Source organism: Nitrogeniibacter aestuarii (genome assembly GCF_017309585.1).
Classification (GTDB): domain Bacteria; phylum Pseudomonadota; class Gammaproteobacteria; order Burkholderiales; family Rhodocyclaceae; genus Nitrogeniibacter; species Nitrogeniibacter aestuarii.
Map to the genome: position 1 here is coordinate 3723778 of NZ_CP071321.1, position 13723 is coordinate 3737500.

General features: G+C 58.3%; 6 protein-coding genes, 2 tRNA genes and 3 rRNA genes (1 of these 11 cut by a window edge). 1 reads left to right on the forward strand and 10 read right to left on the reverse strand.

The window, feature by feature from the left end; translation table 11 throughout:
• Nucleotides 1-19: 19 nt before the first annotated feature.
• From J0W34_RS17305 to acs, 5 genes are all read right to left on the reverse strand, one after another.
• A complete protein-coding gene (locus J0W34_RS17305; protein WP_227817941.1) occupies nucleotides 20-2188 on the reverse strand; it encodes a 3'-5' exonuclease in 2169 nt (722 codons plus the stop codon).
• A gap of 2 nt (nucleotides 2189-2190) precedes the next feature.
• Nucleotides 2191-2565 (reverse strand): response regulator transcription factor, encoded by a 375-nt coding sequence (locus J0W34_RS17310; RefSeq protein WP_227817940.1) that lies wholly within the window; start codon nucleotides 2563-2565, stop codon nucleotides 2191-2193.
• A gap of 59 nt (nucleotides 2566-2624) precedes the next feature.
• A complete protein-coding gene (locus tag J0W34_RS17315) occupies nucleotides 2625-5342 on the reverse strand; it encodes a sensor histidine kinase (protein ID WP_230969613.1) in 2718 nt (905 codons plus the stop codon).
• Nucleotides 5342-5533 carry a hypothetical protein gene (locus tag J0W34_RS17320; protein ID WP_227817938.1) on the reverse strand — a complete coding sequence of 64 codons (192 nt, stop codon included), beginning with the start codon at nucleotides 5531-5533 and terminating at the stop codon, nucleotides 5342-5344. Before J0W34_RS17320 ends, J0W34_RS17315 begins: the two co-directional genes overlap by 1 nt.
• Nucleotides 5534-5718: 185 nt before the next feature.
• Complete coding sequence (acs, locus tag J0W34_RS17325) at nucleotides 5719-7680, reverse strand: acetate--CoA ligase (RefSeq protein WP_227817937.1); 1962 nt, start codon at nucleotides 7678-7680, stop codon at nucleotides 5719-5721.
• A 292-nt stretch (nucleotides 7681-7972) separates the two neighbouring features.
• On the opposite strand from acs, the gene J0W34_RS17330 reads away from it, so the two are divergent.
• Nucleotides 7973-9505, forward strand: coding sequence for a fumarate hydratase (locus tag J0W34_RS17330; protein ID WP_269144626.1), 1533 nt, complete (start codon nucleotides 7973-7975; stop codon nucleotides 9503-9505).
• 229 nt (nucleotides 9506-9734) lie between these two features.
• Here the strand turns inward: J0W34_RS17330 and rrf are convergent.
• The 5 genes from rrf to J0W34_RS17355 all read right to left on the reverse strand — a co-directional run.
• Nucleotides 9735-9848 (reverse strand): 5S ribosomal RNA (rrf, locus tag J0W34_RS17335).
• 116 nt (nucleotides 9849-9964) lie between these two features.
• Nucleotides 9965-12854, reverse strand: a 23S ribosomal RNA gene (locus tag J0W34_RS17340).
• A 329-nt stretch (nucleotides 12855-13183) separates the two neighbouring features.
• A tRNA-Ala gene (locus tag J0W34_RS17345) sits at nucleotides 13184-13259 on the reverse strand.
• Between the two features lie 12 nt (nucleotides 13260-13271).
• Nucleotides 13272-13348: transfer RNA gene (locus J0W34_RS17350), tRNA-Ile, on the reverse strand.
• 77 nt (nucleotides 13349-13425) lie between these two features.
• Nucleotides 13426-13723 (reverse strand): 16S ribosomal RNA (locus J0W34_RS17355) (it continues 1242 nt past the right edge of the window).
• The 16S, 23S and 5S rRNA genes sit together here with 2 tRNA genes alongside, the layout of an rRNA operon.

The following is a 13723-nucleotide window of genomic DNA, read 5'->3' on the forward strand; positions in this document are numbered from 1 at the left end:
CATCCCAGGGCCCGCATGCTCAGTATTTGAGTCGCGCGTAATAGGTCTTCTCCGCAGCCTCTCGCGCCTGACCCAGCGTACGCACACCCTTTTCGGCAAGCAAGGGAATCATTTTCAGGAACACTTCCGCAGTGACGATGGCGTCCCCCATGGCGGTGTGCCGACCGATGATGGTGACCCCGAAACGCTCGGCGATCGCCTCCAGACGGTGACTGTCCTGATTGGGATGAATCACGGCCGATAGCAGCAAGGTGTCGAGCACCGGATGATCGAAACGGAGCCCGGTATGCTCCTCCTTGAGCTGAAGGAAACGCATGTCGAACGCTGCGTTGTGCGCCACCAGCACCGTGTCCTCCGCGAAAGCGTGAAACGCGGGCAACACCTTGCCGATGGTGGGCTGCCCGACCAGCATGTCGGGCGTGATCCCGTGAATCTTCGACGACTCGGGTGGCAAACTGCGCTGGGGGTCGACCAACTGCTCGAAGGTGTCGCTTTGCAGCACCTTATTGTTGAGTATGCGGGCCGCGCCGATCTGGATGATCTCATCACCCTTGGATGGGTTCAATCCGGTGGTTTCCGTGTCGAACACGGTAAAGCTCAACTCGGTCAACAAGCGGTCGTCCAGCTCGTGCCCCTTGTCCGACCAGGAGAACAGATCGAAATCGTAATACTCGGGCCGGCTTTCGGACTTGAGATAGACCTCGGACTCTTCGAGCTCTTCCTGCGGGGCGACCTGTGGCAACACCAGACGGAAGAAAGCGCGATGACGCACCTTCTCGCGTTCAAGCCACATCTCGCCCCCATGACGCTCGATCACATCGCGAACCGTCAGGGGGCTGTTTTCGCCCGCGAACCGCATGGGTTCGAGTTCCCAATTCATGACCGTCTCGGTGCTCATCGCCTGCCCCGACCAGATCAGGTCGAAGTGCACCAACTGGTCCTTGGCACTCAGGCGGAATCTCAACTCGCGAATCTCGAACTCTTCGGACAGTCGACTTGCCAGATAGGTGGTCGCCTGCAGCAGGGAGAAGCTGTCGACCTTGACCCACAGCGACTCGTCCACGTCTTCAACCTTGGTGCGCAGCGACAACTGGTTTTCAACCCGGCGCTGCGCCGCAGCGACGAGGTCAACCCCCATCATTTCCTCCAGCTGCCAACGCGCCTTGAGCGAGTCGGCAAATTCGGCCGCACTGCTCTCAAGGCGCTTGCTCATGGCCTCAACTTCGTCGCGAATCACCCCACGGAAGCGCTTGCGCAAGGCGTCGTCAAGGTCGTCGTAGTCGAGCATTTCAGCGGCCGCCCGAACGTTTGCCAGGGCGGCCCGATTACCTTCGGTCAGGGTATGGAGCAGTTCGTCACGACGGGCTTCGTTCTCGATGGCCTTGGTGATGTTGTCGAGCATCAGGATGAAACCCGACACCGGCCGTTCTGCCGGGGTGTCTCCCGCGCCCAGCACCGGCGCCATCTGAGCCCGCAGCAGTTGCCCGGCACGCGTGGTGGTCACGAAGTTGGACACCGGCTGGACGGCGCTCTTGCGCAAGCGGTGCTGGATGTTTTCAAGCGCATGGGCGATCAGGTGACGGTCCATGACCGTGTAGATCGAGCGGCCCAGCCCGATGATTTCACCACCGCCGGCGGCGCCGGGGGCCTCGGACAAAGCCTTGAACTGAAGACGCGCCCGGTTGTTGTAGAGCAGAATGCGGCCGTCCAGATTGCAAACGACCACGCTCTGGGACAGTTCGGACATGAGCGCGGCGAGGCGGTTCTTCTCTTCCTCCACCGTACGGCGGGCTTCGGCGACCCGTTGCTCCACATGATCCTGAAGCCCCTGCCGCTGGTCCGCCAGCTCGTTGATGATCTTGACGAACTGCCGCGTCTCACGCGCGCCCACCGGCACCAATCGACGAGACTGCTCAGCCGTGAGCAAGGTCCGCGCATCTTCGGCAAGTTTGGCCGGCACCGCCACGTGCCGCTCATGCAAGCTCTTGACCACCGCCACCGTGGCCACCATGCCAAGCACGACCATGGCACCGAGCAGTCCGCTGCGCGGCGACAGTATCGGTTCAAACACCAGGCGCTCTTCAGGCGAAAGATCAGCCCAGAAGACCCAGCCGGTTGCTACGAACAGGGCGAGAACCCCGGCCGCAGCCAACAGCATGGTCAGCGCCATTCGGCCCTTGAGGGTCATGCTCAGGCTCCGAGCAGCGCGTGGACCTGTTCGACCAGATCCTTGGTGGAAAACGGCTTAGTCATGTAGGCATCAGCCCCCATGGCCATGCCCTTGGCCACTTCGGTGTCACGTCCCTTGGCCGTGAGCATGAGGATTCTCGTGGCCGCCAGCGCCGGGTCGGCTCGTACCTCTTGGCACACTTCGAAACCGGTCTTTTTGGGCATCATGACATCGAGCAGCACGAGATCCGGCGCATCGCTTCTGATCCGTGACAAGGCCTCCTCGCCGTTGCCCGCAACGAGCACCTCGAAGCCCTCGCGCTTCATGAGGAACTCCAGCGAAATGACGATGTTTTCTTCATCGTCAGCAATCAGAATCTTTTTTTTCTCTGACATATTTTCTCCCCCTCACACAATTCTAAGGCATGCGGCGCTCGAAGCGCCCTGCCCTGCTGTCATTCTCTTGGCGCTCCCAGCGCCCGCGGCAAGGTGAAGGAGAACGTGGCCCCCTCGCCTGGCCTGCTCTCCACCCACAGCCGCCCCCCGAAATGGTCGATGATCTGACGACTGATCGGCAGCCCCAGCCCCGTGCCCGTGGGCTTTTCACTGCCACCACCCACCTGACGGAAGCGCTCGAAAATCTCGTTTTGCATCGACGGCTCGATGCCCGGCCCGTTGTCAGAGACATCGACGCGCAGATCATGCTCATCACAACTCAGACGCACGTTCACCCGCCCCTCATCAACCGGCACGAAACGCGCTGCATTCCCGATCAGATTGACGACGACCTGAATCAGGCGATCCCGATCAGCGCGGATGGTCGGGACATGCTCAGGCAGGTCCAGCGTCAGCCGGGCGCCACGATCACGCAACAACTGCTCACCGGTATCGGCCGCATGGCGCACTAGCTCGATCAGGTCGACCTCCGTGTCGTGCCACTGCGCATGGCCCGACTCGATCTTGGCCAGATCCAGGACCTGATTGACCAGCCGTGTCAGGCGCTCGGTTTCCTTGACGATGATGCCGAGAAAACGCGAACGATCCTCGAGCGCAATCTCAGGATCGTCGAACAGCATTTCGGACAGCGCCCTGATCGAGGTCAACGGTGTTCTCAACTCGTGAGTGACCGATGACATGAAGTCATCTTTCAGGCGGTCCAGATCCGTCAGGCGCTCGTTGGCGGCTCGCAGTTCTCGGGTCGCCGCCTCAAGCGCTCGCGATTTCTCTTCCAGTTGTCTCGAGTAAGCCCGCACCTTGGAGGCTTCATCGAGAATATCCATGACCTCTTCGAGGCCGAGCCGCTCTTCTTCGACGATGGAACCGATCATCACGCGCGCCGAACCACTCCCGATCGCACCGGCAAGCAACGTCTCCGCGAAATGCACCAGATCGCCATCGGCAGCCAGTTCTTCAACTCGGGCAACGCCCCGCTGACGTGCGTAGCCACTGAACGCCTCATTGACCCGAGCGGCCCCCAGAAAGCGCGAAAGCAACGCGGACAGGTCGTCGAGTTTTGCCTGGCCACGCCAGAAACGGGCCGCGCCGGATGGATCGCGCACCATCGCGTCCACGAACAAACCGGCCTGCCCCAGTTCCATGGGCGTGGGGGATTTCCAAAGCGACACCCCCACGTAGGCGGCAATATTGGCGCCCAGACTCCAGAAAAGCGCGTGCGTGGTCGGATTGACTCCGGTCATGCTGAACAGGGCCTCGGGTTTGAGTGCCGCGATCCCGAAGAGCCCCGCCTCGACAAATTCCATAGGCAGCCAGCCACTCTTTGCGAACGAGGGCAGCAACAACGTATAGGCCCACACAAGGAAGCCGGCCGACAGACCCGCGATCGCGCCACGGCCCGTTGCGCCCCGCCAATACATGCCGCCAAGCAACGCCGGCGCGAACTGCACAACCGCCGCGAAGCTGATCAGCCCGATCGACACCAGCGCGTAGGCCTGCCCGGCGATGCGAAAATAGGCATAGCCGAGCAGCAGGACAATCGCGATCGCGGCGCGACGAATGAAGAGCAGATACCCGGTGAGATCCTGGGGCGCACGTCGTTGAAAGCGCGCATTCGACAACAGAAAGGGCATCACCAGATCATTACAGACCATGGTGGACAAGGCGATGGTCTCCACGATGACCATCCCGGTCGCAGCCGAAAGGCCGCCGATGAACACCAGTAAGGTCAACCAGGTATTGCCCTCCAACAAGGGCAGCGTCAGCACGAACGAATCCGGGTCTGCCCCCGATGGCAGCAGGAGAAGGCCTGCCAGCGCGATCGGCAGCACAAAAAGATTGATCAGCAGCAGGTAGGCAGGAAAGAGCCATGACGCCTTTTGCAGATATCGCTCATCGACGTTTTCGACGACGGCCACCTGGAACTGGCGCGGCAACATCAGGAACGCCAGCCCCGACAGCAGCATCAGCCCGAACCAGTCTGCCGCACTGCCGAGCGGCGCATGGGAAAACAGACGCGACAGATCTGGCGCCTGCAGTGCCCGATCATGCAGCTCGCCCCAGCCACCGAACATCAGAAACGTCACGAAAATGCCGAGTAGCAGAAAGGCAAGGAGCTTGACCACCGACTCGAAGGCAACAGCTGCGACCATGCCCTCATGCCGCTCCGTGGCGTCCAGATGCCGGGTGCCGAAAATCATGGTGAAGGCCGCCAGCGCCAGTGCAAGATAGAGCGCCGAATCGCGATACCATGCGCCGGGCGTCTGCCCCTCCACGCCCGTGAGCAATCCATACTCGCTGGATACGGCTTTGAGCTGAAGCGCAATGTAGGGCACGATGCCGATCACAGCCATCAAGGTCACCAGCGCAGCAAGCGCTCGGCTCTTGCCATATCTGGACGCAATGAAATCAGCGATCGAGGTGATGCGGTACGCCTTGCTGATACGCACCATCTTCACCAGAACGATCGAGAACACGCCCATGACGATCGTCGGCCCCAGATAGACGGGCAGGAACGACAGCCCACCCGTCGAGGCACGCCCGACGCTGCCGTAGTAGGTCCAGGCCGTGCAGTAAACCGCCAGAGACAGCGCGTAGACCCAGGGATTGGCGATGAGTGATCGTTTGGCGTCGGCGCGACGATCCCCGATGAGGGCAACGATGAAGAGCAACCCAAGGTACGCGAACGACGCAACCAGGATCAGTCCGCTCGAGATCATCAGCGGCGCTCCACGACCCACGCGATCACGGCGATGAATGCACTCCAGACGCCAAACATGTAGGCGTACAAGGCAGGGACACCAAAGACGGTGGCCGTGCTGTCGACGAGCCACAGCACGGGCGCATTGAAAAGCACCGCCGCCAGACAGGTGATGGCGACAAGGCGCTGACGGACCAGCGTTTTACGCATGAGCGAAACACCACGTCGGGATGCTAGTCATCGCTCCCTCCCATTGCGCGCCGATGGCGCACAACATTAAAAAAAAAGGCGCGTTGCCGCGCCTTGTCTCCTCTTATATGCCCGGCTTCTTGGGCCGGGTCCCTCCATTGTTCTTGTTGAACGGCCGGCTGTCCCGCCGGCTCGCTCATACCCGGTTAGCCCTTGAGCTGGTCGAGGATGGCCGGGTTTTCCAGGGTTGAAGTGTCCTGGGTGATTTCTTCGCCCTTGGCGAGCTGACGCAGCAGGCGGCGCATGATCTTGCCGGAACGTGTCTTCGGCAGGTTTTCGCCGAAGCGGATGTCCTTCGGCTTGGCGATCGGACCGATCTCCTTGGCAACCCAGGCAGCCAGTTCCTTGATCGTTGCCGTCGCGTCATCTCCGGTGGGACGCGGTCCCTTGAGCACGACAAAGGCCACGATGGCCTCGCCGGTGGTGTCATCAGGACGACCGACCACAGCCGCCTCTGCCACCTTCTCGTGAGCCACCAGCGCAGACTCGATTTCCATGGTGCCCATACGGTGACCGGAAACGTTCAGCACGTCGTCGATACGGCCAGTGATGGTGAAGTAGCCGGTCTCGGCGTCACGGATCGCGCCATCACCCGCCAGGTACAGCTTGTGCTGGAAGTCCGCCGGGTAGTAGGAGCTCTTGAAGCGCTCAGGATCGCCCCACACGGTACGGATCATGGACGGCCACGGGCGCTTGACGACCAGAATACCGCCCTGGCCCCAAGGCACTTCTGTACCGGTCTCATCCACCACAGCGGCCTGGATACCCGGGAACGGAAGTGTGCAGGACCCCGGCAGCAGCGGCGTCACGCCCGGCAGCGGCGTGATCATGTGACCACCGGTTTCGGTCTGCCAGAAGGTGTCCACGATCGGGCAACGACCGCCGCCGATTTCCTGGTGATACCACTCCCAGGCCGCCGGGTTGATCGGCTCGCCCACCGAACCCATGATGCGCAGGCTGGACAGGTCGTAGTTCTTGGGGTGGATCTTCTCGTTGGCGTCCGCAGCCTTGATCAGCGAACGAATCGCGGTCGGTGCGGTGTAGAAGATCGACACTTTGTGGTTCTGGATCATCTGCCAGAAACGACCTGCGTCCGGATAGGTCGGCACGCCTTCAAACACCACCTGCGTGGCGCCGACGGCCAAAGGACCATAGGCGATGTAGGTGTGACCGGTCACCCAACCGATATCGGCCGTGCACCAGAAGACGTCGTCCGGCTTGATGTCGAAGGTGTACTTCATGGTCAGCATGGCATGCAGCAGGTAGCCGCCGCTCGAATGCTGGACGCCCTTCGGCTTGCCGGTGGAACCGGAGGTGTAGAGCAGGAACAGGGGATGTTCTGCACCAACCCACTCCGGCTCACACGTTTCCGGCTGACCAGCCATGACGTCATCAACCCACTGATCACGACCTGCGGTCATTGCAACATCGGTGCCGGTGCGCTTGACAACCAAGACGCTCTTGACCGCATCACAACCGCCCATGGACAGGGCTTCGTCGGCGATCGGCTTGAGCGGCAGGGCCTTGCCACCACGGAACTGACCATCGGAAGTCACCAGCGCAACGGCGCCGGAACTCTCGAGACGGTCGCGCAGGGACTGGGCGGAGAAGCCACCGAACACCACGGAGTGTGTTGCGCCGATACGAGCGCAAGCCTGCATCGCGACGATGCCTTCGACAGACATCGGCAGGTAGATCACGACGCGGTCGCCGCACTTCACACCAACGCTCTTGAGCGCGTTGGCCATCTTGCAGACCTTGCCCAGCAGCTCCTTGTAGGTCACCTTGGTGACCTTGCCATCGTCCGCTTCGAAGATGATGGCAACCTTGTCGCCCAGGCCATTGTTGACCTGTCGATCAAGACAGTTGTAGGAAACGTTCAGTTCGCCATCGGCAAACCACTTGTAGAACGGCGCTTCGCTCTCGTCCAGAACCGTGGAGAACGGCTTGTGCCACTCGAGGAGCTCTTGGGCATGACCAGCCCAATAGCCTTCGTAGTCATCCTCGGCTTTCTTGCACAGCGCTTTGTAGGCCTCCATGCCGGGGACCGCTGCATTCTTGACCAGCTCTTCGGGCGGGTAATACAGCTTCTGGGCATTGTCGGACATAAGGTACCTCTCCTCAAATCAATGAATCGGACTTCTGTTCTTGCTTCAGCGCCCGTTCACGCTCCTCCCAACTTGTTTCTGAAAGCGTGAGGACGTAGCCGTTTTTCTTATTAAAAGAATTGTATCTTACACAGGACTTACACAGTCGAAACAAAACCGCTCAAACCCCGCTGGATACCGCTCTCATGAGGGAATGCTAGAATCCCGGAGCGTTCGCAGCAAGTCCACTTGCAATCGGTCAGGCGGCAGCCTGACTTGGGTGCGTGCGCGTCTGTTTTTGAGGGAGCCCATCGTGAGCACGATCAAGCAAGAAGATTTCATTCAGTCCATTGCGGACGCATTCCAATTCATCAGCTACTACCATCCGCTGGACTACATCCAGGCCCTGGGCAAAGCCTATGAGCGCGAGCAGTCCCCCGCCGCCAAAGACGCGATTGCCCAGATTCTGACAAACAGCCGCATGTGCGCGGAAGGTCATCGCCCGATCTGTCAGGACACAGGGATTGCCGTCTTGTTCCTCAAGGTTGGCATGAACGTCCGGTGGGACAGCAGCATGAGCGTTCAGGAAATGGTCAACGAAGGCGTCCGCCGCGCCTACACGCATCCGGACAACAAACTGCGCGCATCGGTGCTGCTCGACCCGGCCGGTGCCCGTACGAACAGCAAGGACAACACGCCGGCAGTCGTCCATTACGAGATCGTCGAAGGCGACACCGTGGACGTCACCTGTGCCGCCAAGGGCGGTGGCTCTGAAAACAAATCAAAAATGGTCATGCTTAACCCGTCGGACTCCATCGTCGACTGGGTGCTCAAGACCGTGCCCACCATGGGCGCGGGGTGGTGCCCACCGGGCATTCTTGGCATCGGCATCGGTGGCACGCCTGAAAAAGCGCTGCTGCTTGCGAAAGAGTCCTTGATGGATCATGTCGACATCCAGGATCTTCAGGAAAAAGCCGATAGTGGAGCGCTACTGTCTCGCGTGGAACAGTTGCGGCTCGAGCTGTTCGAGAAGGTGAACGCACTTGGCATCGGCGCCCAAGGCCTCGGCGGCCTGACCACCGTTCTTGACGTCAAGATTCTGGACTATCCGACCCACGCTGCCTCTTTGCCGGTTGCAATGATCCCCAACTGTGCAGCAACCCGTCACGTCCACTTCGAACTGGACGGATCCGGCCCGGCGAAGCTTGAGGCACCAAAACTGGAAGACTGGCCCGAGGTCACCTGGAAAGCCGATACCGATGTTGCAACCCGAGTCAATCTTGACACCCTGACGAAAGAAGAAGTCGCGTCATGGAAACCGGGACAGGTTCTGCTACTCAACGGAAAGATGCTCACTGGACGCGACGCTGCGCACAAGCGCATCCAAGACATGCTGGCGAAAGGAGAGTCCCTTCCGGTCGATTTCACCAATCGCGTTATTTACTATGTCGGCCCCGTCGACCCGGTGCGTGACGAGGTCGTAGGTCCTGCAGGCCCCACGACCGCAACCCGGATGGACAAATTCACGCGCATGATGCTCGAGAAGACAGGCCTTATCGCGATGGTGGGCAAAGCCGAGCGCGGACAGATTGCCATAGATGCAATCAAGGACAACAAGGCCGCGTACCTTATGGCCGTCGGCGGGTCGGCATACCTCGTTTCCAAGGCCATCAAGACTGCAAAAGTCGTCGGCTTCGAAGACCTCGGCATGGAAGCCATTTATGAATTTGACGTAAAGGACATGCCCGTCACCGTTGCAGTCGATGCTGGTGGCGAGTCTGTTCACCGAACGGGGCCGAAGGAGTGGCAGTTGAAGATAGGCAAGATTCCGGTGGTTCCGGCCTGAGGGCACTGGATTTGGATAAAAAGAAGCCCGACCATCTGGTCGGGCTTTTTCGTGAGCGGAGAATGTCTGCGCAACTGCCAGTCAGTGGGAAGCGGGGCAATGTTCTGCGGCACGCTACGTATTGGAGATGCGTACGCGGTTGGCGGGGTGCGGAACATCCCGGCGTGTTTTCCATTTTTGCAATAAAAAACCCCTGCTACGGTTGTGTAGCAGGGGTTTTGAGTAGTTAGTCTGACGATGACCTACTTTCACACCCGCAATGGGCACTATCATCGGCGCGATTCCGTTTCACGGTCCTGTTCGGGATGGGAAGGGGTGGTTCCAGAATGCTATTGTCGTCAGACTTTGATCGTTGTCGGGATGGGATTAGTCCATCCTGACGAATTCGGAAGATCAAGTCGAAACACAGCGTGTTGTGTGTGATTGCGTCTTTGAGATATTTGTTGTTCTCAAGGTTATAGGATCAAGCCTCACGGGCAATTAGTATCGGTTAGCTTAACGCATTACTGCGCTTCCACACCCGACCTATCAACGTCCTGGTCTTGGACGACCCTTGAGCGTGATCGAGTCACGAGGGAAGTCTCATCTTGAGGCGAGTTTCCCGCTTAGATGCTTTCAGCGGTTATCTCTTCCGCACTTAGCTACCCGGCGATGCCACTGGCGTGACAACCGGTACACCAGAGGTGCGTCCACTCCGGTCCTCTCGTACTAGGAGCAGGCCCTCTCAAACTTCCAGCGCCCACGGCAGATAGGGACCAAACTGTCTCACGACGTTTTAAACCCAGCTCACGTACCACTTTAAATGGCGAACAGCCATACCCTTGGGACCGGCTACAGCCCCAGGATGTGATGAGCCGACATCGAGGTGCCAAACTCCGCCGTCGATGTGAACTCTTGGGCGGAATCAGCCTGTTATCCCCAGAGTACCTTTTATCCGTTGAGCGATGGCCCTTCCATACAGAACCACCGGATCACTATGACCTGCTTTCGCACCTGCTCGACTTGTGGGTCTCGCAGTCAAGCCTCCTTTTGCCATTGCACTATCAGTACGATGTCCGACCGTACCTAGGAGACCTTCGTACTCCTCCGTTACCCTTTAGGAGGAGACCGCCCCAGTCAAACTGCCCACCATGCACGGTCCCCGACCCGGATTCACGGGCCTAGGTTAGAACCTCAACGACACCAGGGTGGTATTTCAAGGTTGGCTCCACGATAACTGGCGTTACCGCTTCAAAGCCTCCCACCTATCCTACACAAGTGACGTCAAAGTCCAATGCAAAGCTACAGTAAAGGTTCATGGGGTCTTTCCGTCTAGCCGCGGGGAGATTGCATCTTCACAACCATTTCAACTTCGCTGAGTCTCAGGAGGAGACAGTGTGGCCATCGTTACGCCATTCGTGCAGGTCGGAACTTACCCGACAAGGAATTTCGCTACCTTAGGACCGTTATAGTTACGGCCGCCGTTTACCGGGGCTTCGATCAAGAGCTTGCACCCCATCACTTAACCTTCCGGCACCGGGCAGGCGTCACACCCTATACGTCCACTTTCGTGTTTGCAGAGTGCTGTGTTTTTAATAAACAGTCGCAGCCACCGATTCTCTGCGGCCTCCTTCTGCTCCACCCGCAGGGGCTTCACATACAAGAGGCACACCTTCTCCCGAAGTTACGGTGTCAATTTGCCGAGTTCCTTCTCCTGAGTTCTCTCAAGCGCCTTGGTATTTTCAACCTACCCACCTGTGTCGGTTTGCGGTACGGTCGATTTTGGACTGAAGCTTAGAGGCTTTTCCTGGAAGCTTGGTATCAACCACTTCAGAGTCAATGACTCCTCGTTATCACGCCTCATCTAAGCCTGGCGGATTTGCCTACCAGGCACGACTACACGCTTGAACCGGGACATCCAACACCCGGCTGGCCTAACCTTCTCCGTCCCCCCATCGCATCCAAAATCGGTACAGGAATATTGACCTGTTTCCCATCGACTACGCATTTCTGCCTCGCCTTAGGGGCCGACTCACCCTGCGCCGATGAACGTTGCGCAGGAAACCTTGGGTTTTCGGCGAGGGTGCTTTTCACACCCTTTATCGCTACTCATGTCAGCATTCGCACTTCTGATACCTCCAGCATCCCTTACGAGACACCTTCGCAGGCTTACAGAACGCTCCCCTACCATGCGTACAAGTACGCATCCGCAGCTTCGGTTATCAGTTTGAGCCCCGTTACATCTTCCGCGCAGGACGACTCGACTAGTGAGCTATTACGCTTTCTTTAAAGGGTGGCTGCTTCTAAGCCAACCTCCTAGCTGTCTGTGCCTTCCCACCTCGTTTACCACTTAACTGATCATTTGGGACCTTAGCTGGCGGTCTGGGTTGTTTCCCTCTTGACAACGGACGTTAGCACCCGCTGTCTGTCTGCCGTGTATCACTTTCCGGTATTCGGAGTTTGCTATCGCGGGGTAAATCGCAGTGACCCCCCCAACGATGACAGTGCTCTACCCCCGGAAGTGTCCGCACGACGCACTACCTAAATAGTTTTCGGGGAGAACCAGCTATTTCCAGATTTGTTTGGCCTTTCACCCCTATCCACAGCTCATCCCCTAATTTTTCAACATTAGTGGGTTCGGACCTCCAGTGCGTGTTACCGCACCTTCATCCTGGCCATGGATAGATCATCTGGTTTCGGGTCTACATCCAGCTACTAAAGCGCCCTTATCAGACTCGCTTTCGCTACGCCTCCCCTATTCGGTTAAGCTTGCAACTGAACGTAAGTCGCTGACCCATTATACAAAAGGTACGCAGTCACCCCTCAAAGGAGGCTCCCACTGTTTGTATGCATGCGGTTTCAGGTTCTATTTCACTCCCCTCCCGGGGTTCTTTTCGCCTTTCCCTCACGGTACTGGTTCACTATCGGTCGATCACGAGTATTTAGCCTTGGAGGATGGTCCCCCCATCTTCAGACAGGATTTCACGTGTCCCGCCCTACTTGTCGTACGCTTAGACCCGCCAGCGACCCTTCACATACAGGGCTATCACCTTCTATGGCCGGGCTTTCCATCCCGTTTTGTTGAATCACTGGTTTAGTCGTACAGGCTGGTCCCGGTTCGCTCGCCGCTACTTCGGGAATCTCGGTTGATTTCTTTTCCTACGGCTACTTAGATGTTTCAGTTCGCCGCGTTCGCCTCCACTGGCCTATGTATTCAGCCAGGGATACCTCATAAGAGGTGGGTTTCCCCATTCGGACATCTGCGGATCAAAGCTCTATTGCCAGCTCCCCGCAGCTTTTCGCAGGCTTACACGTCCTTCATCGCCTGTGATCGCCAAGGCATCCACCACATGCACTTAGTCGCTTGATCCTATAACCTTGAGCTCTGCCTTCCGACAAAGACTCCGCTACAGGAGAACTTCAAACGTCTCAAGTTGTTGTGCTTCCCACCTGCCGCTGGTTCGCAAGCAGACAGGAAACGATGCAATCACACACCATAAATAAATTTACTACTGTGTGACTCGCCAGTTCTTACGAACCGACGATCATTCGACTTTTCTTCCTAATTGTTAAAGAACGCACCTGATCCGAAGACCAGGGTAAAACGTCAGCACTATCGCCTCCAATCATTCACAGGCAACACTGCTGACGCTTCACCGCACACTCGAAGAGTTGAACAACCGAACAACACCAATTGAATGGTGGAGGATGACGGGATCGAACCGACGACCCCCTGCTTGCAAAGCAGGTGCTCTCCCAGCTGAGCTAATCCCCCAACTTGATGCTTTGGTGGGTCTGGTTGGGTTCGAACCAACGACCCCCGCCTTATCAAGACGGTGCTCTAACCGGCTGAGCTACAGACCCCACTTCTCGGGTGCGCGAGCTTACACATTGAACAACCGATAGGTTGTGGATACTTGGCCCCGAGGGGCTTTCTCTGGAAAGGAGGTGATCCAGCCGCAGGTTCCCCTACGGCTACCTTGTTACGACTTCACCCCAGTCATGAATCTCACCGTGGTAAGCGCCCTCCCGAAGGTTAAGCTACCTACTTCTGGTGAAACCCACTCCCATGGTGTGACGGGCGGTGTGTACAAGACCCGGGAACGTATTCACCGCGGCATTCTGATCCGCGATTACTAGCGATTCCGACTTCACGCAGTCGAGTTGCAGACTACGATCCGGACTACGATCGGCTTTCTGGGATTAGCTCCACCTCGCGGCTTGGCAACCCTCTGTACC

Bases quoted from the DNA above. Each gene is read 5' to 3' on its own strand.
- J0W34_RS17305 (WP_227817941.1), bottom strand. From the start codon at position 2,188: ATGACCCTCAAGGGCCGAATGGCGCTGACCATGCTGTTGGCTGCGGCC.
- J0W34_RS17310 (WP_227817940.1), bottom strand. From the start codon at position 2,565: ATGTCAGAGAAAAAAAAGATTCTGATTGCTGACGATGAAGAAAACATC.
- J0W34_RS17315 (WP_230969613.1), bottom strand. From the start codon at position 5,342: ATGATCTCGAGCGGACTGATCCTGGTTGCGTCGTTCGCGTACCTTGGG.
- J0W34_RS17320 (WP_227817938.1), bottom strand. From the start codon at position 5,533: ATGCGTAAAACGCTGGTCCGTCAGCGCCTTGTCGCCATCACCTGTCTG.
- acs (WP_227817937.1), bottom strand. From the start codon at position 7,680: ATGTCCGACAATGCCCAGAAGCTGTATTACCCGCCCGAAGAGCTGGTC.